The organism is Streptomyces sp. NPDC093225 (assembly GCF_044753805.1).
GTDB lineage: Bacteria > Actinomycetota > Actinomycetes > Streptomycetales > Streptomycetaceae > Streptomyces.
The window spans coordinates 1-17,764 of sequence record NZ_JBIVNX010000034.1 but is presented as its reverse complement, the minus strand read 5'-3'; the positions used below and the strand labels follow the sequence as shown (position 1 = coordinate 17,764).

Sequence of the window (17,764 nt, the reverse complement as noted above, 5' to 3'; positions counted from 1 at the left end):
GCTCGTGTTGAACACGTGAACTGGATAGCCCCCGCGGGGATGTAAACCACGTCAAGTTGGGTAAAAACGCTGTGTGCGCCGGGCCTTTCATGATTCCCTCGGTTGAGTAGACCAGTCCTCGGGCCTCCTGGGACTTCCTGTGGCCCCGAGCCGGCGACACCCCACGACCGCTGATTTCCAGCCGTGGCCCGCTGGGTGCCGCAGCCGGCCGACCTCCCTCGCGCGTTTGCGGAGCCGACTCATGCTCACGACCCTCAAGACCACGTACACCGACACGCGTGCCGCCGACCTCGCCTGGGCCCTGGGCCGCGCCCCGCTGCCCGCCCTCGCCGTACTGAATCTGGAACTCGCCGGCGCCAAAGTGGAGTTGCGCCTGCTCGGCGCCTCCCATCAGGTGCTGCTCGAGGAGGGTGACGTCGCCTGCTCGGAGACCGTGGCCTGCATGCCCGGCAGCAGCACGCCGCTGCCGCTGGGCGTGGCCAAGCGGGTGGGCGACTGGGAGTACGAGTTCGCCGCCCGGGTCGAGACGCTGTCGCAGGGCTCGTTCGCGGGGCGCGCGCAGGAGCTGCTCGCGCTGGTCGCGGATCACCCGAACGGGCTCGCCGGCACCTTTCCCGGTAGCCCGCACGCCTTCACCGCGCTGCTCGCCCATCGGTACGAGGGCCAGGTGCGCTGGCGCACCTGGCACGCCTACCCGCAGGAGGGGCAGCTGGTGGCCACCCGGACCCGGGTCGGGGTGCGCATGCCGGCGGCGGCCCTGCCCGGCTGAGCGCGCGGCGCTCCGCCAAGTGGCTTACGGAGTGCGCCAGTTGCACCCATGTGGGTGACCGGGCGCGGGCAAGGAGTGACGTACGGTTCCGTCCATGATCGACCGTTCCCCTCCCTGCGGTGGGGAGGCACCGAGCGCACCCGCCGCCCCCGGCGGGCCCCCGGCGCCGGAGCCGCGGGAAGCAGCGTCCCCGCCGGTGGCCCTTCCCGTACGGCCCCGGACCGGCCGCATGCTGGTCCTCGCCACCGTGTTCGTCTGTGCGGCGTGCGGACTCGTGTACGAGCTCGAACTCCTCGCGCTGGCCTCCTACCTGATCGGCGACTCCGTCACCCAGGCCTCCGTCGTGCTGTCCGTGATGGTCTTCGCGATGGGGGTCGGCTCGCTGCTCGCGAAGCGGTTGCGGGCCCGGCCCGCCGCCGGGTTCGGCGCCGTCGAGGCCGTCCTCGCCCTCGTCGGCGGCCTGTCCGCGATAGCGCTGTACGCCTGCTTCGCCTGGCTCGGCGAGTCCAGACCGGCCCTGGTGGCCTTCTCGCTGGCCATCGGCGTCCTCATCGGCGCCGAGATCCCGCTGCTCATGACCCTGATCCAGCGGGTCCGGCGGCAGGACGCGGGCGGGGCCGTGGCCGACCTGTTCGCCGCCGACTACGTGGGGGCGCTGGTCGGCGGGCTCGCCTTCCCGTTCCTCCTGCTGCCCGTGCTCGGACAGCTCACCGGCGCGATGCTCACCGGCGCGGTCAACGCGGCCGCCGGCGGCGCGCTGGTGCTCTGGCTGTTCCGGGGGGACCTGAGCCGCCGGGCCCGCTGGCTGCTGCTGGCCGCGAACCTGGGCGTGCTGGCGGTGCTGGCCGGGGCCACCGCCCTGGCCGACGACTTCGAACGGGTGGCGCGCCGGGCGGTGTACGGCAGCGAGGTGCGGGTCGCCGTGCAGACCGGCGTGCAGGAGCTCGTCGTCACCGGGCCGTCGAAGGGGTCCCCGCGCACCCTCGACCTGTACCTCGACGGGCGGCTGCGGGTCAGCGGCTACGACGAGCACCGCTACCACGAGGCCCTCGTCCATCCCGCGATGAACGGCCCGCACGCCCGCGTGCTGGTGCTCGGCGGGGGCGACGGCCTGGCCGCCCGCGAGGTGCTGCGCTACCCCGACGTGCGCTCGGTGACCGTGGTGGAGCTGGACGAGGGGGTGGTGCGGCTGGCCCGTACCGACCCCATGCTGTCGCGGCTCAACGACCACGTCTTCGACGACCCGCGGGTGCGGGTGGTCACCGCGGACGCCTTCGGCTGGCTGCGGTCGGGCGCGGAGGGCTTCGGGTACGACGTGGTCGTCTCGGACCTCCCGGACCCGGGCATCACGCCCAGCACCAAGCTGTACTCGGAGGAGTTCTACGGGCTGGTCGCGCGCAGGCTGCGGCCGGGCGGCCGGATCGGGGTGCACGCCGGGCCGCTGTCGACCCGGCCGCGGACCTTCTGGACGGTGGAGGCCACCCTGCGGGCGGCCGGGCTGGCCACCCGTCCGTACACCGCCGGCGGCCGGCTGTCCGGCTTCCCGGCCGGACCGGACCGCTCCACCGGGCGCGGCGGCTCGCCGGGGGACTGGGGCTTCGTCCTCGCCGCCCGCGGGCGGCCGCCGGCCCTCGGCGTGCAGGCCGGCACCACCACCTGGCTGCGCTCGCTGTCGACGGCGGCGCTGTACGCGGCCTCGCGCGACGCGGAGCGGGTGCGGATCCGCGGGCTGCCGCCGTCGACGCTGCCGCATCCGCGGTACTCGTAGCCGGAGGGCCGCGTGGGTAGGCTCGGTTGTCATGGAGCACCAGGTGTTCGTACCGATGGCCGAGGACAGTCTCCGGGCGCTGCTGCGGGACCCCGCGCGGCTGGCGCACTGCGTGCCGGGACTCCAGCCGGAGGCCGTCCTGGAGGCGGGCGAGGGCGACGGCCCCGACGGCGCGGGCGGCGGCTCCGGGGCGGTGGCCGGCCGGCTCAGGGTGCGGGTCGCGGGCAGCACCGTCACCTACCGCGGCACCCTCGCCGTGACGGAGGCCGGACCGGCCGGCTTCCTCGTCTCGGGGGAGGGCACCGAGGTGCGGGGCTCCGGCACCGTGACGCTCACCCTGCGGGTCGGGGTGCGCGGCGCCGAGGACGGCACGTGGCTCGACTTCTCGGGCGAGACCGAGGTGGCCGGGCGCGCCGCCGAGTTCCCGGCGGACGCGGCCCGGGCCGCGGCGCGCCGGCTGCTGGACCGGGTGGGCGCGGCGCTCGCCGACCAGGACCGCGGCCCGGACGACGCGGTGGACGCGGACGGGGCGGCGGACGAGGAGGCCGACGCCGTGCACACCCCGCTCTTCGACATCGACGTGCCGCCGTCCTCGCTCGACCCGGCGCTCGACCCCTTCCTGGACGAAGGGCTCCCGCCCCGGGTCCCGGCCGAGGCCGCGCACGCCCGGCGCACCATGATCGGCCGCAGTGCCGAGGAGGTGGACCACGCTCCGCCGCGCGGCCGCTACGCGCCCGTGCCGGCGCCGGCCACCGTCACCCCGGCCGCCACCCTGCGCTGGATGGCGCCGGCCGCCGCCCTCGCGGTGGCCTCGGCGGTCGTGGTGGCCCGCGCACTGCGCCGGCGCCGCTGACGCCGACCGGGTCGCACGGCGGACGTACCGGGCGCGCGCGGTGCGGGCGCGGAGGCAGCGGCGTGGGCGTGCGCGCGCGGACGCACCGCGTGCACCTGAGGGACTGGCACCTGACGTACCGGCAGGGTGCCCGTAGGCACGGGCCGTTCGGTGTGCACGTACGGCTGACCGGCCCGCGCGCCCCGTAGGGTCGGTGCCATGACTACGCAACTGAGTGCGGGCGGCGTGGATGTGGCCGTCGATCAGGAGAACGGCTGCCGCATCGGCAGCCTGCGGGTGGACGGCACCGAACTGCTGCGCCAGGGCGAGCGGTACGGCGCCTTCCCGATGGTCCCCTTCTGCGGGCGGACCGGGGGCGGCCGCTTCCGCAACGGCGCCGTCGAGCACCAGCTGCCGCTCAACGCGCCCCCGCACGCGATCCACGGCTACGGCCGCGAGGCCGCCTGGAAGCCGGTGCGGCACACCGGGCGCGAGGCCGCGTTCGTCTACGACCTGCGCGACCCCTGGCCGTACTCCGGCCGGGTGACCCAGGTGGTGGAGCTCACCGAGGACTCGCTGACGCTGACCATGGGCGTGGAGACGTACGAGGACTCCTTCCCCGCGCAGGCCGGCTGGCACCCGTGGTTCCGGCGCAACCTCGGCGGCGGCGACGCGGAGCTCGGCTTCGCGCCCGCCTGGCAGGAGGAGCGGGGCTCCGACCACCTGCCCACCGGCCGCCGCATCGACCCGCTGCCCGGCCCTTGGGACGACTGCTTCGGCATGCCCGACGGCGTGGACGTGACCCTGACCTGGCCGGGACAGCTGGAGCTCAGGGTCACCAGCCCCGCCGAGTGGGTGGTCGTCTACGACGAGCAGCCCGAGGCCGTGTGCGTCGAGCCCCAGTCGGGCCCGCCCAACGGCCTCAACACCCTGCCCCGGCTCGTCACGCCCGTCGATCCGCTGGAGATCACGACGGTGTGGAGCTGGCGGCGGCTCTGACCCGCGCCGTACGGTGCCGCCGCCGGGCGCCCGGCCCCGGCGGCGCCTCTAAGCTGGGGGCCATGAGTGACGTACGTGGTGAGCTGCTGCAGCAGATCAAGGACAAGGCCGTCGTGCACGGCAAGGTGATCCTCTCCTCCGGGCGCGAGGCGGACTGGTACATCGACCTGCGCCGCATCACCCTCGACGGCGTGGCGGCCCCGCTGGTCGGTCAGGTCATGCTCGACCTGACCGCCGAGCTGGACTTCGACTGCGTCGGCGGCCTGACCCTGGGCGCCGACCCGGTGGCCACCTCGATGCTGCACGCCTCCGCCGCGCGCGGGCAGCGGCTGGACGCCTTCGTGGTCCGCAAGGCGCAGAAGGCGCACGGCATGCAGCGCCGCATCGAGGGCACCGACGTCAAGGGCCGCCGCTGCCTGGTCGTCGAGGACACCTCCACCACCGGCGGTTCGCCGCTGACCGCCGTCGAGGCCGTCCGCGAGGCGGGCGGCGAGGTCGTGGCCGTGGCCACCATCGTCGACCGCGGGGCCGCCGGTGCCATCGCCGAGGCGGGCCTGCCGTACCTCACCGGCTACAACCTCGACGAGCTGGGCCTGAGCTGATCGGCCCGAGCTGATGGGCCCGAGGTGATCGGCCCGAGCTGATCGGCCCGAATGCATCGGGTCAGGGGGCATCGGGTCGGGCGACATCCGCTCCGAGGGTGGTCAACACCGCGCCCCGGGGCGGATCCGAAGTCGTGACCTGGGCCCCGGCGGGTCCCGGGCAGCTGCCCCGGACCTGCCGAAACCGGCTCTGAGCTGGGGTTCTGCAAACAAGGCGGAGTGTTTCACGTGAAACGCTCCGCCTTGTGTGCGTGTGGGCCGGAAGGGTCGGGTGGACGGCATCGGAGAGTCTGGAAAGATAAGGCGCGACGACGACGTCACTCCCCCAGGTCAGGGTCAAGAAGCTCACCACCGCACATCCCAAGGAGCGGACAGATGCCCATCGCAACCCCTGAGGTCTACAACGAGATGCTCGACCGGGCGAAGGCAGGCAAGTTCGCCTACCCGGCCATCAACGTGACCTCGTCGCAGACCCTGCACGCGGCCCTGCGCGGCTTCGCGGAGGCCGAGAGCGACGGCATCGTCCAGATCTCCACCGGCGGTGCCGAGTTCCTGGGCGGTCAGCACAGCAAGGACATGGTCACCGGCGCGGTCGCCCTGGCCGAGTTCGCGCACATCGTCGCCGCGAAGTACGACGTCAACATCGCGCTGCACACCGACCACTGCCCCAAGGACAAGCTGGACGGCTACGTCCGCCCGCTGATCGCCGTCTCCGAGGAGCGCGTGAAGGCCGGCCGCAACCCGCTCTTCCAGTCGCACATGTGGGACGGTTCGGCCGAGACCCTGGCCGACAACCTGGCCATCGCGCAGGAGCTGCTGCCCCGCGCCGCCGCCGCCAAGATCATCCTCGAGGTCGAGATCACCCCGACCGGTGGCGAGGAGGACGGCGTCACCCACGAGATCAACGACGAGCTGTACACCACCGTCGAGGACGCGATCCGCACCGCCGAGGCCCTGGGCCTGGGCGAGAAGGGCCGCTACCTGCTCGCCGCCTCCTTCGGCAACGTGCACGGCGTCTACAAGCCGGGCAACGTCGTCCTGCGCCCGGAGCTGCTGAAGGACCTGCAGCAGGGCGTCGGCGAGAAGTACGGCAAGACCAGCCCGTTCGACTTCGTCTTCCACGGCGGCTCCGGCTCCACCGAGCAGGAGATCGCCACCGCGCTGGAGAACGGCGTCGTGAAGATGAACCTCGACACCGACACCCAGTACGCCTTCACCCGCCCCGTCGCGGACCACATGCTGAGGAACTACGACGGCGTGCTGAAGGTCGACGGCGAGGTCGGCACCAAGTCCACCTACGACCCGCGGACCTGGGGCAAGCTGGCCGAGGCGAGCATGGCCAAGCGCGTCCTGGAGGCCTGCGCCAACCTGCGCTCCACCGGCACCCGCCTGAAGTAGTCACCGCGGGAGCGGGCGCTCCCGAAGTGAGCACCGCGCTCCGGCCCGTTCGCGGGCCGGAGCGTCCCGGAGGGCCCCTCCGTCGCGCCCCGCGCGACACCGGAGGGGCCCTCCGTCACACGGGGCGGCACACTGGGGGCATGGCTACTCACCAGAACCTCCTCGGGGGCCCGGCCCCGACGCACCTGCCCGACGACCCGGAGCCCCGCGAGCTGCTCGCGTCCGGCGCCGCCCCCACCGAGGTGGCCGCCAAGTACCCCGCCTCCTCCCTGGCGTGGGCCCGCCTCGCCGACGACGCCTTCGAGGCCGGCTCGGCCGTCGAGTCGTACGCGTACGCCCGCACCGGCTACCACCGCGGCCTCGACTCCCTGCGCCGGGCCGGCTGGAAGGGCCACGGCCCGATCCCGTGGGAGCACGAGCCCAACCGCGGCTTCCTGCGCGCCCTGCACGCCCTCGCCCGCGCCGCCCAGGCGATCGGCGAGCAGGAGGAGTACGAGCGCTGCTCGACCTTCCTGCGCGACTCCTCGGAGACCGCCGCCGAGACGCTCGGCTAGGTCGTCCCGCAGCGTGCCGACGGCCCGGTCCCCGCGCGGGGACCGGGCCGTCGGCGCACGTCCGGACCCCGGGGCGGCCGGCCGCCGTACGCCCGGGTAACGGAAATCGTGGCCCAGATCACCCCGGGACTCCGGCCGGAAGCGGGCTTATGATGCCGGCAGGGGACCGGGGCTCCACGACCTCACACGGAAGGAGCGGACCGCTACCCGGAAGCCTGTGTCGAGGAGACAGAAATGTCGCACGCCCTTGATGCCTCCGGAGCCGGTTCGGACACCCCGAACCTCGACTTCGCCGGCACCACCCCCTACGAGGACTACGTCCAGGCGGACGTCCTCACCCACCTCCAGCACCCCCTCTCGGACGACCCGGGAGAGATGGTCTTCCTGGTCACCACCCAGGTCATGGAGCTGTGGTTCACGGTCATCGTCCACGAGTGGGAGACCGCCGCCCGCGCCCTGCGCGAGGACGAGCTGACCGTCGCCTTCGACGCCCTCGCCCGGTCCTGCCGCGAGCTGGAGGCCCTGAACGCCTCCTGGCGTCCCCTGATCAACCTCACCCCCGCGCAGTTCAACGCCTACCGCAGCGCGCTCGGCGAGGGCTCCGGCTTCCAGTCCGCGATGTACCGCCGGCTGGAGTTCCTGCTCGGCGAGAAGTCCGCGTCCATGCTGGTCCCGCACCGCGGCGCGCCGCGCGTGCACGCCGAGCTGGAGAAGGCGCTGCACGAGCCGAGCCTGTACGACGAGGTGCTGCGGCTGCTGGCCCGCCGCGGCCTGCCCGTGCCGGCCGCCGTCCTGGACCGCGACCTGTCGCAGCGGTACGAGTCCTCGCCCGAGATCGAGGCCGTCTGGGCCGCCATCTACGGCGGCGACGACCAGCACGGCGAGCTCGTCCGGCTGGGCGAGGCGCTGACCGACGTGGGCGAGCTGGTGTGGCGCTGGCGCAACGACCACCTGATGGCCACCCGCCGCGCGATGGGCGCCAAGACCGGCACCGGCGGTTCGGCGGGCGTGGCGTGGCTGGAGAAGCGTGCCACCAAGAACGTCTTCCCCGAGCTGTGGACGGCGCGCAGCCATGTCTGAGCGCACCCCGAACGACCTCTCGATACGCGCGGCCGAACTCGACGCCGCCGACGACCTCGGCAAGCTGCGGGAGCGCTTCCTGCTCCCCGAGGGCGTGGTCTACCTCGACGGCAACTCGCTCGGCGCGCTCTCCGCGGGTGTGCCCGGCCGGGTCGCCGACGTCGTCGGCCGCGAGTGGGGCGAGCTGCTCATCCGCTCCTGGGACGAGAGCGGTTGGTGGACCGCCCCGCAGCGGATCGGCGACAGGATCGCCCCGCTGGTCGGGGCGGCCCCGGGCCGGATCGTGGTGGGCGACTCCACCAGCGTGAACCTCTTCAAGGCGCTGGTCGGCGCGGCCCGCCTGGCGGCGGCCCGGGGTGACGCGGGGCGCGACGAACTCCTCGTCGACGCCACCACGTTCCCCACCGACGGGTACATCGCCGCCTCCGCCGCCCGCATGACGGGCCTGAAGGCGGTCCCCGTCGAGCCGGCCGCCCTCCCCGCGGCCCTGGGCCCGCGCACCGCCGTGGTCCTGATGAACCACGTCGACTACCGCTCGGGCCGGCTGCACGACCTGCCGGGCCTGACCGCCGCCGCGCACGCGGCCGGCGCCCTGACCGTCTGGGACCTGTGCCACAGCGCGGGCGCCCTCCCGGTCGGGCTGGACGCCCACCGGGTCGACCTCGCGGTCGGCTGCACGTACAAGTACCTCAACGGCGGCCCCGGTTCGCCCGCGTACCTGTACATCGCCGAACGCCACCAGGCGGCCTTCGACTCCCCGCTGCCCGGCTGGAACTCGCACGCCGAGCCGTTCGCGATGGCGCCCGGGTACGTGCCCGCCGACGGTGCGCTGCGCGGCCGGGTCGGGACGCCGGACATCCTGTCCATGCTGGCCCTGGAGGCCGCGCTGGACGTGTGGGACGGGGTCGCGGTCGAGGCCGTGCGCGCCAAGTCGCTGGCCCTGACGGACTTCTTCCTGGAGTGCGTCGAGGCGTACGTGCCGGCCGGGCGGGTCGAGTCCGTGACGCCGGCGGCGCACGCGGAGCGCGGCAGCCAGGTGGCGCTGCGCGCCGAGGGCGCGGCGGAGCTGATGAAGGAGCTCATCGCGCGGGGTGTGGTCGGCGACTTCCGCCACCCCGACGTGCTGCGGTTCGGGTTCACGCCGCTGTACGTGGGCTTCGCCGACGCGGAGCGTGCCGCGCGCACGCTCGGTGGCATTTCGGGTCACGTTTCCGGGTGATCGTTCCGGCCCGGGTCGCGGTGGCTGAAGTTTCGTTTCAGCGCGCGCTGCGTCCCGGGCCGAGGCGACTCGGCGGCCGCCGCGGCCCCGCCGCGGGCCTCGAACGGAGCGAACGGATCCGGTCGGGCCTGATAGCGTCCCGCTGCCCGGTCGGACGTACGGACTGACGTACGGAACCGACGTACGGGCCACCCGGATGCCACCGGGCCGGCAACGGCCCCCCGCCCCCGAGAGGTTGAACCGCATGACGGACCCCGCAGTCGAACGGGACGCCGCCGAGGCGGCGTCGGCCTTCGCGCATCCGCCGGTGGCCCCGGACGCCACCGCCGCCTACGGCGCACACCCCGACCAGGTCGTGGACTTCTACGCGCCGCGGGAGTCCGCAGCCGGCCAGGACCGGGTGCCGCTGGTCGTCGTCCTGCACGGCGGCGCATGGCGCGCCCCCTACGACCGGCAGCACATCACCCCGCTCGCCGACCTGCTCGCCCGGCGCGGCTTCGCGGTGGCCAACGTCGAGTACCGGCGCGGCAGTTCCGTACCCCATCAGGGCGCCGACGGCCCGGTGGCCGGGCGCTGGCCGGAGACCTTCGACGACGTGGCGGCCGCCATGGACGCGCTGCCGCGACTGGCCGCGGCCGCCCTGCCCCTGGCCGACCTGCGGCGCACGGTGGTGACCGGCCACTCCGCGGGCGGTCAGCTGGCCCTGTGGGCGGCGGCCCGGCACGTCCTGCCGCCGGACGCCCCCTGGCGGACGGCCGAGCCGCCCGCCCTGCGCGGTGTGGTGGCCCTGGCCCCGATCGCCGACTTCACGGTCGCGGAGGAGCTCGGCGTCTGCGGCGGGGCCTCCGCCCAGCTGCTGGGCGGGCCCGAGCTGTTCGCGGAGCGGCTCGGCTACGCCGACCCGGCCGCGCTGCTGCCCACCGGGATCGCCACCACCGTCGTGCACGGCCGCGAGGACATCGTCGTACCGCACCGGGTGGCCGAGTCGTACGTCGAGGCGGCCGCGAAGGCCGGCGAGACCGTGGGCCTGACCCTGCTCGACGGGGTCGGCCACTTCCCCCTCATCGACCCGGCCGCCGACGCGGCCGCGGTGGTCTGCGAGGAGATCGCACAGCTGGCCTGGTAGGGCGGTCGCCGTCATCCGATCGGGTGTACGCCGCCCGAACCGGCTCTTGCCTCGTGGGGCTCCTACCATGCTTCGGCATATGCCGATGGCAATACGGATGAGGCGGGCCCGCCGCCTGTTCCGGGGTGCGGGCTGGTCCGGGCGGAGAAGGAGCACCATCATGACGTTGATGGACGAGCGCACCGCGACGAGCGACACCGCACCCCCCGGGTTCGAGGACATGCTGGACGTCCTCGACGAGCTCCACGTGCCCGACGGCTTCAGGGCCGAGATCATCAGGGGGAACATCGTCGTGTCGCCGTGGTCGAAGGCGTACTACCTGGACGTGATGGATCTCGTCTGCGACAGGCTGCGTCCCCACCTGCCGGACGGGCATCGGCTCTCGTCGTCGCCGGCCCTGTACGTGTTTCCCGGTGTGGAGCGCGGATACGGCCCGGACGTCAACGCCGCCGACGCCCGCGCGCGGCGCACCACCAGCCACCGCCTCGACGGTGTGGCCCTGTCCCTGGTCGTGGAGCTGACCTCGCCGTCGACCCGTGACGACGACTTCCACGACAAGGTCAAGCAGTACGGTCGGGCGGGAGTCCCCGTCTACCTGCTGCTCGACATGCAGGAGGAGCAGGTCATCGTGTTCTCGATGCCTTCCGCCGCGGGTTACGGGGCCCACGAGGCGCGCCCGTTCGGGGAGAAGGTGCACATCCCCGCGCCCTTCGACTGCACCCTCGACACCTCAGGCTTCGCCGCCCCCGCCGAGTAGCCCGCCGGGCCGAGGCGCGGGGTTCCGCGCCGTCGCCGGTTCGGGCGGCGTTCAGACCGGTGGTCCCGGCCGTTCGCCGGACCGGATCAGCATCGGCGGCGTACGGGCCGATCCCCGTACGCGTCCGGATCTCCGCTCTCCACCGCAAGGGGCAGTGAGCCATGACCCGCCAGGCGACCGTCCGCCACCTGCTGATGTGCCGACCGCACCACTACGACGTCCGCTACTCCATCAACCCGTGGATGGAGCCGGCCGACGGCGCGGACGGCGACCTCGCCGTGCGCCAGTGGGTCCGGCTGCGCGAGCTCTACCTCGACCTCGGCCACAAGGTCGAGGAGATCGAGCCCGTCGAGGGCCTGCCCGACATGGTGTTCGCCGCCAACGGCGCCACCGTCGTCGGCGGGCGGGTGCTCGGGGCCCGCTTCCGCCACCCGGAGCGGGCCGCCGAGGGCCCGGCGTACCTGGACTGGTTCCGCGCGCACGGCTGGGACGACGTGCTCGACCCGGTCCACGTGAACGAGGGCGAGGGCGACTACCTGCTCGCCGGGGACCGGCTGCTGGCCGGCACCGGCTTCCGCACGGACCCGCGCTCGCACGCCGAGGCGGCCGAGTACCTCGGGGTGCCGGTGACCCCGCTGCGGCTGGTGGACCCCCGGTACTACCACCTCGACACGGCACTGGCCGTGCTGGCCGAGGGGGAGGTCATGTACTACCCGGCCGCCTTCGCGCCCGAGAGCCGGGAGCTGCTGGCGGACCTCTACCCCGAGGCGCTGCTGGCGACCGACGAGGACGCGGCGGTGTTCGGTCTGAACGCCTTCTCCGACGGGTACAACGTGGTGCTCCCCGAGGCCGCGACCCGGCTCGCGAGGGAGCTGGCGGGGCGCGGCTTCCACCCGGTGGGGGTGGACCTGTCGGAGCTGCTCAAGGCGGGCGGCAGCGTGAAGTGCTGCACGCTGGAGCTGCGGGACCGCTGAGCCCGCCCGGTACGGGCCGGAAGGGGGGGCGAACGGGGAAGGGCCCCCACCGTGCGGTGGGGGCCCTTCCCGGGGGATCCGGTGGGATCAGATGAAGGAGTTGATCTCGATCGTCTCGGTGCGGCCGGGGCCGACGCCGATCGCGGAGATCGGGGCGCCCGACATCTCCTCCAGCGCCTTCACGTAGTTCTGCGCGTTCTTCGGCAGGTCCGCGAAGGTCTTGGCCTTGGTGATGTCCTCGGACCAGCCCGGCAGGGTCTCGTAGATGGGCTTCGCGTGGTGGAAGTCCGTCTGCGAGTAGGGCAGCTCCTCGACGCGCTTGCCGTCGATCTCGTACGCGACGCAGACCGGGATCTCCTCCCAGCCGGTCAGCACGTCGAGCTTGGTGAGGAAGAAGTCCGTCAGGCCGTTGACGCGGGTCGCGTAGCGGGCGATCGGGGCGTCGAACCAGCCGCAGCGGCGGTCACGGCCGGTGGTGACACCGCGCTCGCCACCGATGCGGCGCAGCGCCTCGCCGTCCTCGTCGAACAGCTCGGTCGGGAACGGGCCGGCGCCGACGCGGGTCGTGTAGGCCTTGAGGATGCCGATGACGCGGCTGATCTTCGTCGGGCCCACGCCGGTGCCGGTGCAGGCGCCGCCGGCGGTCGGGTTCGAGGAGGTGACGAAGGGGTAGGTGCCGTGGTCGACGTCGAGCAGGGTGCCCTGGCCGCCCTCGAAGAGCACGACCTTGCCGTCGTCCAGCGCGTTGTTCAGGATCAGCGTGGTGTCGGCGACGAAGGGCTTGATCTGCTCCGCGTACTGGAGCATCTCCTCCACGATCGCGCCGGGCTCGATCGCGCGGCGGTTGTAGAGCTTGGCGAGCAGCTGGTTCTTGCCCTCCAGCGCCGCCTCGACCTTCTGGGTCAGGATCGACTCGTCGTAGAGGTCCTGGACGCGGATGCCGACGCGGTTGATCTTGTCCGCGTACGTCGGGCCGATGCCGCGGCCGGTGGTGCCGATCTTGCGCTTGCCGAGGAAGCGCTCGCCGACCTTGTCGAGGGTGACGTTGTACGGCGTGATCAGGTGGGCGTTGCCGCTGATCAGGAGCTTGGAGGTGTCGACGCCGCGCTCGTTCAGGCCCTTGAGCTCCGAGAGCAGCACGGCCGGGTCGACGACGACGCCGTTGCCGATGACCGGGGTGCACTCAGGGGTGAGGATGCCGGAGGGGAGGAGGTGAAGGGCGTACTTCTGGTCGCCTACGACGACCGTGTGGCCGGCGTTGTTGCCGCCCTGGTAGCGGACGACGTAGTCGACGGAGCCACCGAGGAGGTCGGTGGCCTTTCCCTTGCCCTCGTCACCCCACTGGGCTCCGAGCAGCACAAGAGCGGGCACAGGCGTACACCTCTTCCGGATGGGGCATGTCCAAGGTCAGGGGGCGTACGACGATGTACACCGCGGGCTGGGCCGTCGGACCGGTACCCCGGAATAGACGAAGCCCCTGGCGCAATAGCGCAAGGGGCTCTTGCACAAAGATGCTACCCGAGGAAGGACCGAGGTGTCGGCTCCAGAGCCCACCATGAGCCACGCGGGCGCGGCGGAGGCCGGCCTGCTCGTGCTCGTCGACCCGGTCGCCCGCCGACTCGACGGCGAGTCCGTGCGGATCGCGAAGGACGTGCTGAGCGCGGGTGCGGAGGCGAAGATCTGCCTCCCCGAGGGGCCGGAGGAGTTCGCGCGGGCGCTGGCCCGCCGGGGCCATCGGCGGCCGGTGATCGTGGGGGACGACGGGGCGCTGGCGCGGGCGGTGGCCCTGCTGCACCGGGGGCGGGAGCTGCGCGAGGAGGAGCTGTCGCTGATCCCGGTGGGTTCGCCCGGGACGCTGGCGGTGGCCCGTTCGCTGGGGGTGCCGGCGTCGGCCGTGCAGGCCGCGCGGGCGGTGCTGGACGGGGCGGTGCGGCGGCTGGACCTGCTGGTGGACGACAGCGACGGGGTGGTCCTGCGGGGTCTGCGGATCCCGGCGGCCGCGGCGGGGGTGCCGGTGGCGGGGACGGCGGCCTGGGCGGGCGCGCCGTCGGTGTGGAGCGCGTGCCGGTCGCTGGTGCGGACGCTGGTGCGGCCGCCGGTGGGGTCGGCGTACGCGGCGCAGCACCGGTTGCGGGTGGAGGCGGACGGGGAGTTGCTCAGCGACGTGGACCGGCTGGTGCGGGACGTCTCGGTGGCCTCGCGCGACGGGTTCGCCGAGGTGGTCGTACGGACCTCCGGCGGCGGCCGCGAGCCGGTGACGGCCCGGGCCCGGACGGTCACGGTGTCGGGTGCGGACTTCCGCTACCGGGCGGACCACCGCGTGGCGGGCCCGGTGCGGCGCCGCACGTGGACGCTGCAGCCGGAGGCGTGGGGGCTGACGGTACCGCGGTAGCGGGTGGTCCCCCGTGGGGGGTGGGGGCGGGCAGGGCTCCGGGTCAGGTCTTCGGAAGGCCCAGCGTCGTGCGGTGGACGCGCCAGCGGTCCATCAGTCCGGTCATCTCCTGGTGCAGGAACTCGAAGAAGGCGGCGGTCTCGGCGACGCGGCCGCCGGCCGGGGTGTCCGGGCCGAGGGCGGCGGCGCCGTCGTGCATGGTGCGCAGCCAGAGGGTCAGGACCTGGTCGCGGCGGGTGAAGGTCTCGTACCAGAGCTCGTTGTGGAGCACGTACCGGTCGCGGCGGGAGCCGGGCTCGCGCTCGCGGCTGACCATGTTGACCTGGGTCAGGTACGTCACGGCGCCGGAGACCGCGGCCGGGCTGATCCTGAGCGTCTCGCTCAGCTCGGCGGAGGTCATCGCGCCGCCGTCGCTGGCCAGCAGGGCCGCGAAGACCCGGGCGGCCATGCGCTGCATGCCGGCCTCCGTGAGCTGGGCGGCGAACCGCTCCACGAAGCGCGAGACCGCTTCCTCGTCCCTGGTCATGTCCACCCCCGAACTTTATGCGATTCCCTAACTTCACAAGTTTGTGAAAGTAGCGTACGTTCAAAATCATGACGAAGGCAATCGGCGTCGCCGGTCTCCGCAAGTCCTTCGGCCGCACGCACGCGCTGGACGGCCTCGACCTCGCCGTCGAGAGCGGCGAGGTGCACGGCTTCCTCGGCCCCAACGGCGCCGGGAAGTCCACCACCATCCGGGTCCTGCTCGGGCTGCTGCGCGCCGACTCCGGCACCGCGGTCCTGCTCGGCGGCGACCCGTGGAAGGACGCGGTCGCGCTGCACCGCCGGATCGCGTACGTCCCCGGGGACGTCACCCTCTGGCGCAACCTCACCGGCGGCGAGGTCATCGACCTGTACGGGCGCCTGCGCGGGGGAGCCGGCCTCGACCGGGCCCGCCGGGCGGAGCTCGTCGAGCGCTTCGAGCTCGACCCGACCAAGAAGGGCCGCACCTACTCCAAGGGCAACCGCCAGAAGGTGGCGCTGGTCGCGGCCTTCGCCTCCGACGCGGAGCTGCTGATCCTCGACGAGCCCACCAGCGGGCTGGACCCGCTGATGGACGAGGTCTTCCGGGGCTGCGTGGGCGAGGCGCGGGCGGCCGGCCGGACGGTGCTGCTCAGCTCGCACGTGCTCGGCGAGGTCGAGGCGCTGTGTGACCGCGTGAGCATCATCCGGGCGGGGCGGACCGTGGAGAGCGGTTCGCTCGCCGAGCTGCGGCACCTGACGCGGACGAGCGTGAGCGCCGAGCTGGCCGGACCGCCGAACGGCCTGGCCCGGCTGCCCGGGGTGCACGACCTGACGGTGCGGGGCGCGCGGGTCCGGCTCCAGGTCGACACCGACCGGCTGGACGGCGTACTGCGCGCGCTGACCGCGTCGGGCGTACGGTCGCTGACCTCGACCCCGCCGACGCTGGAGGAGCTGTTCCTGCGCCACTACGCGGTGGACGCCGACGGGGCGGGGGCCGACGGGGCAGGGGCCGACGGAGCGGGGGCGCGGTGAACCGGGCCTTCGCCGGAACCGGCGCGCTGCTGCGGCTGGCACTGCGTCGGGACCGGGTCATGATGCCGGTCTGGATCCTGGCCACCACCCTGATGGTCGTCAGCCTGCCCGGTGCGCTGGAGCGGGTGTGGCCGACGGAGGCCGAGCGCGCCGCCATCTCCCGCACGATGAACGCCAACGGTTCCCTGCGCGCCCTGTACGGGCCCGTGTTCGGGGACTCGGTCGCCGCCCTGACCGCCTGGCGCATCGGGGTGTACGCGGGACTCCTCGCCGCCGTCATGAGCCTGGTCATCGTGGTCCGGCACACCCGCGAGGAGGAGGAGACGGGGCGCCAGGAGCTGCTGTCCGCCGCCATGGTGGGGCGCCGGGCCCCGCTGACCGCCGCGTTGCTGGCGGCGGCCGTGGCCGACGGGCTGCTCGGCCTGCTCATCGCCGCCGGGCTGGCCGGGCGCGGCGCGGCCGGTGCGCTCGCGCTGGGGCTGGCCGTCGCCGGGACCGGGCTGCTCTTCGGGGCGACCGCGGGCATCGCGGCGCAGCTGACGGAGAGCGCGCGGCTCGCCAAGGGGATCACCGCCGCCGTGCTGGGCGCCGCCTTCGTGCTGCGCGCGGCGGGCGACGCGGGGAGCCTCGACGGCGGGTCGGCACTGACCTGGGCCTCGCCGCTGGGCTGGCTGGAGCACGTACGGGCCTTCGCGGGCGAACGCTGGTGGCTGCTCGGCGTCCTGGCCGCGGCCGTGGTGCTGCAGGCGGCGGTGGCGTACGGGCTGGCCGGCCGGCGGGACCTCGGGATGAGCTTCCTGCCGACCCGGCCGGGACCGGCGGAGGGGCGGCTGGGCTCGGCGGGGGCGTTGGCCCTTCGCCTCCAGCGGGGCAGCGTGCTGGGCTGGGGGCTGGGTTTCCTGGCCGTGGGGACGGTCTTCGGGAGCATGACCGACGGGATCACCGAGCTGGTCGGCGGCAACCAGCGGACCCGCGAGATCTTCGAGCGGATGGGCGGGCAGGCCGCGCTCACCGACGCCTTCCTCGCCGCGATGGCGGGCCTGCTCGGCATGGTCGCCGCCCTGTACGTGGTGGCGTCGGTGCTGCGGCTGGCGTCGGAGGAGAGCGGGCAGCGGGCCGAGCCCGTGCTCTCCCTCGCGGTGGGGCGGCTGCGGTGGGCCGCCGGGCACCTGGTGATCGCCTTCGGCGGGGCCGCGCTGGTCCTGCTGCTCGGCGGGGTCGGGCTGGGCCTGGGCTACGGGCACCGCTTCGGGGCGGTGGCCGGGGCCTGCCTGGCGCAGCTGCCGGCGGTGTGGGTGCTGGGCGGGCTCGCCGTGCTGCTGTACGGGGCGGTCCCGCGGGCGGCCGCGGCGGCCTGGGCGGTGGCCGGGATCTCGCTGGCGCTGGGCTGGCTGGGGCCGGCGCTGGACCTCCCGCAGGCGGCCATGGACCTGTCGCCGTTCGCGCACCTGCCGAAGCTGCCGGGCGCGGACCTCGTCTGGGGCCCGCCGCTGGCCCTCACCGTCCTCGCGGCCGCCCTCGTCGCGGCGGGCCTCGCCGCCTTCCGCCGCCGGGACCTGGCCGCCTGAACCGCGCGGCGCCGCCCCGCGGCCACCGGTCCGCACGGCGCTGCACCGCATCGCACCGCACCGCGGCGCCGTGGTCCGGCGCGCGCCCCCTAGAACCAACGCCGTTCAGTTAAGGGCGGGGGCTGTTCGTCAAGGCCCGTGAACGAGGCAGCGGAGCTGCTGTAGAAGAGGTTTGTCCTCCAAGACATCC

General features: G+C 73.9%; 17 protein-coding genes. 15 read left to right on the top strand and 2 right to left on the bottom strand.

Features of this window, described 5'->3' with window-relative positions:
• Positions 1 to 241 precede the first annotated feature (241 nt).
• The 12 genes from ACIQCH_RS26705 to ddaH all read left to right on the top strand — a co-directional run bounded on the left by ACIQCH_RS26705 (position 242) and on the right by ddaH (position 12,078).
• Positions 242 to 769 (top strand): DUF2617 family protein, encoded by a 528-nt coding sequence (locus tag ACIQCH_RS26705; protein WP_402584878.1) that lies wholly within the window; start codon positions 242 to 244, stop codon positions 767 to 769.
• A 94-nt stretch (positions 770 to 863) separates the two neighbouring features.
• Positions 864 to 2,537, top strand: a complete 1,674-nt coding sequence (locus ACIQCH_RS26700; RefSeq protein ID WP_402584876.1) for a polyamine aminopropyltransferase — start codon at positions 864 to 866, stop codon at positions 2,535 to 2,537.
• A 31-nt stretch (positions 2,538 to 2,568) separates the two neighbouring features.
• Complete coding sequence (locus ACIQCH_RS26695) at positions 2,569 to 3,390, top strand: carbon monoxide dehydrogenase subunit G (RefSeq protein ID WP_402584875.1); 822 nt, start codon at positions 2,569 to 2,571, stop codon at positions 3,388 to 3,390.
• A 198-nt stretch (positions 3,391 to 3,588) separates the two neighbouring features.
• Positions 3,589 to 4,368, top strand: coding sequence for an aldose 1-epimerase (locus tag ACIQCH_RS26690; protein WP_402584873.1), 780 nt, complete (start codon positions 3,589 to 3,591; stop codon positions 4,366 to 4,368).
• Between the two features lie 62 nt (positions 4,369 to 4,430).
• A complete protein-coding gene (gene pyrE / locus ACIQCH_RS26685; RefSeq protein ID WP_030199337.1) occupies positions 4,431 to 4,970 on the top strand; it encodes an orotate phosphoribosyltransferase in 540 nt (179 codons plus the stop codon).
• A 375-nt stretch (positions 4,971 to 5,345) separates the two neighbouring features.
• Positions 5,346 to 6,368 (top strand): class II fructose-bisphosphate aldolase, encoded by a 1,023-nt coding sequence (gene fbaA / locus ACIQCH_RS26680; RefSeq protein ID WP_402584871.1) that lies wholly within the window; start codon positions 5,346 to 5,348, stop codon positions 6,366 to 6,368.
• Between the two features lie 140 nt (positions 6,369 to 6,508).
• Positions 6,509 to 6,922, top strand: a complete 414-nt coding sequence (locus ACIQCH_RS26675; RefSeq protein WP_402584869.1) for a DUF3151 domain-containing protein — start codon at positions 6,509 to 6,511, stop codon at positions 6,920 to 6,922.
• A gap of 234 nt (positions 6,923 to 7,156) precedes the next feature.
• Entirely contained in the window at positions 7,157 to 8,002 is an 846-nt protein-coding gene (locus ACIQCH_RS26670; RefSeq protein ID WP_402584867.1) for a tryptophan 2,3-dioxygenase, read from the top strand.
• On the top strand, positions 7,995 to 9,221 hold the full coding sequence (kynU, locus tag ACIQCH_RS26665) for a kynureninase (protein WP_402584865.1): 1,227 nt from the start codon (positions 7,995 to 7,997) through the stop codon (positions 9,219 to 9,221). The genes ACIQCH_RS26670 and kynU overlap by 8 nt, the downstream gene beginning before the upstream one ends.
• 244 nt (positions 9,222 to 9,465) lie before the next feature.
• Positions 9,466 to 10,347, top strand: coding sequence for an alpha/beta hydrolase (locus tag ACIQCH_RS26660; RefSeq protein WP_402584863.1), 882 nt, complete (start codon positions 9,466 to 9,468; stop codon positions 10,345 to 10,347).
• 160 nt (positions 10,348 to 10,507) lie between these two features.
• The gene (locus tag ACIQCH_RS26655) at positions 10,508 to 11,104 is read left to right on the top strand and encodes a Uma2 family endonuclease (protein ID WP_402584861.1); all 597 of its coding nucleotides are present in this window, start codon (positions 10,508 to 10,510) and stop codon (positions 11,102 to 11,104) included.
• A gap of 161 nt (positions 11,105 to 11,265) precedes the next feature.
• Positions 11,266 to 12,078 carry a dimethylargininase gene (ddaH, locus tag ACIQCH_RS26650; protein ID WP_402584859.1) on the top strand — a complete coding sequence of 271 codons (813 nt, stop codon included), beginning with the start codon at positions 11,266 to 11,268 and terminating at the stop codon, positions 12,076 to 12,078.
• An 87-nt stretch (positions 12,079 to 12,165) separates the two neighbouring features.
• Here the strand turns inward: ddaH and ACIQCH_RS26645 are convergent, their stop codons facing one another.
• The gene (locus ACIQCH_RS26645) at positions 12,166 to 13,449 is read right to left on the bottom strand and encodes an adenylosuccinate synthase (protein WP_030199372.1); all 1,284 of its coding nucleotides are present in this window, start codon (positions 13,447 to 13,449) and stop codon (positions 12,166 to 12,168) included.
• A 163-nt stretch (positions 13,450 to 13,612) separates the two neighbouring features.
• Between ACIQCH_RS26645 and ACIQCH_RS26640 the strand changes: the two genes are divergently transcribed.
• Positions 13,613 to 14,470, top strand: coding sequence for a diacylglycerol kinase family protein (locus ACIQCH_RS26640; RefSeq protein ID WP_402584857.1), 858 nt, complete (start codon positions 13,613 to 13,615; stop codon positions 14,468 to 14,470).
• Positions 14,471 to 14,513: 43 nt separating this feature from the next.
• Here the strand turns inward: ACIQCH_RS26640 and ACIQCH_RS26635 are convergent, their stop codons facing one another.
• Entirely contained in the window at positions 14,514 to 14,996 is a 483-nt protein-coding gene (locus ACIQCH_RS26635) for a GbsR/MarR family transcriptional regulator (protein ID WP_402584981.1), read from the bottom strand.
• A 68-nt stretch (positions 14,997 to 15,064) separates the two neighbouring features.
• Here ACIQCH_RS26635 and ACIQCH_RS26630 point away from each other — a divergent pair, with 68 nt between their 5' ends.
• Both ACIQCH_RS26630 and ACIQCH_RS26625 read left to right on the top strand, forming a co-directional pair.
• Positions 15,065 to 16,006: an ATP-binding cassette domain-containing protein gene (locus tag ACIQCH_RS26630; RefSeq protein WP_402584855.1), complete on the top strand. Its 942-nt coding sequence runs from the start codon at positions 15,065 to 15,067 to the stop codon at positions 16,004 to 16,006.
• Positions 16,003 to 17,574: an ABC transporter permease gene (locus tag ACIQCH_RS26625; RefSeq protein WP_402584853.1), complete on the top strand. Its 1,572-nt coding sequence runs from the start codon at positions 16,003 to 16,005 to the stop codon at positions 17,572 to 17,574. The genes ACIQCH_RS26630 and ACIQCH_RS26625 overlap by 4 nt, the downstream gene beginning before the upstream one ends.
• Positions 17,575 to 17,764: the final 190 nt, after the last annotated feature.